General features: G+C 61.0%; 2 protein-coding genes and 1 pseudogene. All 3 read left to right on the plus strand.

All coding sequences use genetic code 11. The annotated features are described in order from the left end of the window. A pseudogene (locus BM244_RS23350) lies at positions 1-381 on the plus strand (glycosyltransferase family 2 protein); the annotation flags it as partial. 48 nt (positions 382-429) lie between these two features. Next, on the plus strand, positions 430-771 hold the full coding sequence (locus BM244_RS22470; RefSeq protein ID WP_093401132.1) for an HNH endonuclease: 342 nt from the start codon (positions 430-432) through the stop codon (positions 769-771). Positions 772-880: 109 nt separating this feature from the next. Beyond that, positions 881-1,201 (plus strand): SDR family NAD(P)-dependent oxidoreductase (locus BM244_RS22475; protein WP_139227106.1); only part of this gene is annotated, 321 nt, incomplete at its 3' end.

The raw sequence follows: 1,201 nt of genomic DNA on the forward strand, positions 1-1,201 counted from the left end.
GCCGGCGCGCCCTTCGTGTCCGCGGAGGATACGGATTTCCTGTTTCGTGCAGCGGGCCTCGACGTTGCGGTGCTCTATGACCCGCTGATGGTCGTCGATCATCACCATGGGCGCCGTGATATTGAAGACGAGACTCGATTGCTGGCAGGGTACAGCTTTGGCGACGGCGCGCTGTACGCCAAGTATCTCGTCTCTGATCGACGCGCGCTTCGCGCCATCGTCGAGGATATTCTTGCCGTTCGCTTCGACTGGACGCGGCCTGTGAAGACGCATGCCGGTATCAAGCGGTTTTACTGGTTCCGGCTGCGCCATAAGGCCCGGGGCTTGGTCTACTTCTGGTGGATTGCCCTTCGGCGAAGTATGTCTCGCTCCATCCGATAAGCTTCTCGACTTGCTGGTCTTTCCTCCCCGATACACCATATTCGAATCATGGGCGGACGTGTGAAGCGGAAGGCAGGACTATTGGAGGCGGAAGCACGGACGATCGCTGCCGAAGACGCCGGACGTTGCGGACTGTGCGAGCGACCCTTGGGACGAAAGGTGGAATGGCATCACCGCATTCCGAAAAGCCGGGGTGGTACGGAGGTCATCCCGGTCCATCCGATCTGTCACCGTATCATCCATGCGAGTGTCTCGAACCAGGATCTGGCGACGACGTTCGCAAATCTCGATGCCCTGAAAGCGCGCTCGGATATCGGTCGTTTCCTGCGCTGGATCGCCGACAAGCCCGCGGACTTTCACGCCCCCACCCGCCGCGCCGATATCCGTTGAGTGCACCGACCTCGACGAGAGATCGTCATCGACAACGGTCTTTTATGTCGGCGGCACTTAACGATCGGAGGACCGTTCCTTCAGCGACCCGAACAGCAGGACGCTTTCCATGACCGATGATCCGCGCACCAGCCACCCGACGAGCTTTCCTGGTGAACCGCAGCAGCCCCGCCCTGGACTCGGCGCCAACATGAAGACCAAGCCCGACCACGGCGAGGAAAGCTATGTCGGCAAGGGGCTTCTCAAGGGTAAGGTCGCGCTCATCACCGGGGGTGATTCCGGCATCGGCAAGGCGGTGGCCATCGCCTATGCACGTGAAGGCGCAGACGTCGCGATCTCGTATCTCGCCGTCGAGCAGGAGGACGCCGAAGATACACGCGCCTGGGTGGAAAAGGCGGGACAGCGATGCGTATTGCTGCCGGGCGACATT

This window comes from Sphingomonas sp. OK281 (genome assembly GCF_900115295.1).
Classification (GTDB): domain Bacteria; phylum Pseudomonadota; class Alphaproteobacteria; order Sphingomonadales; family Sphingomonadaceae; genus Sphingomonas.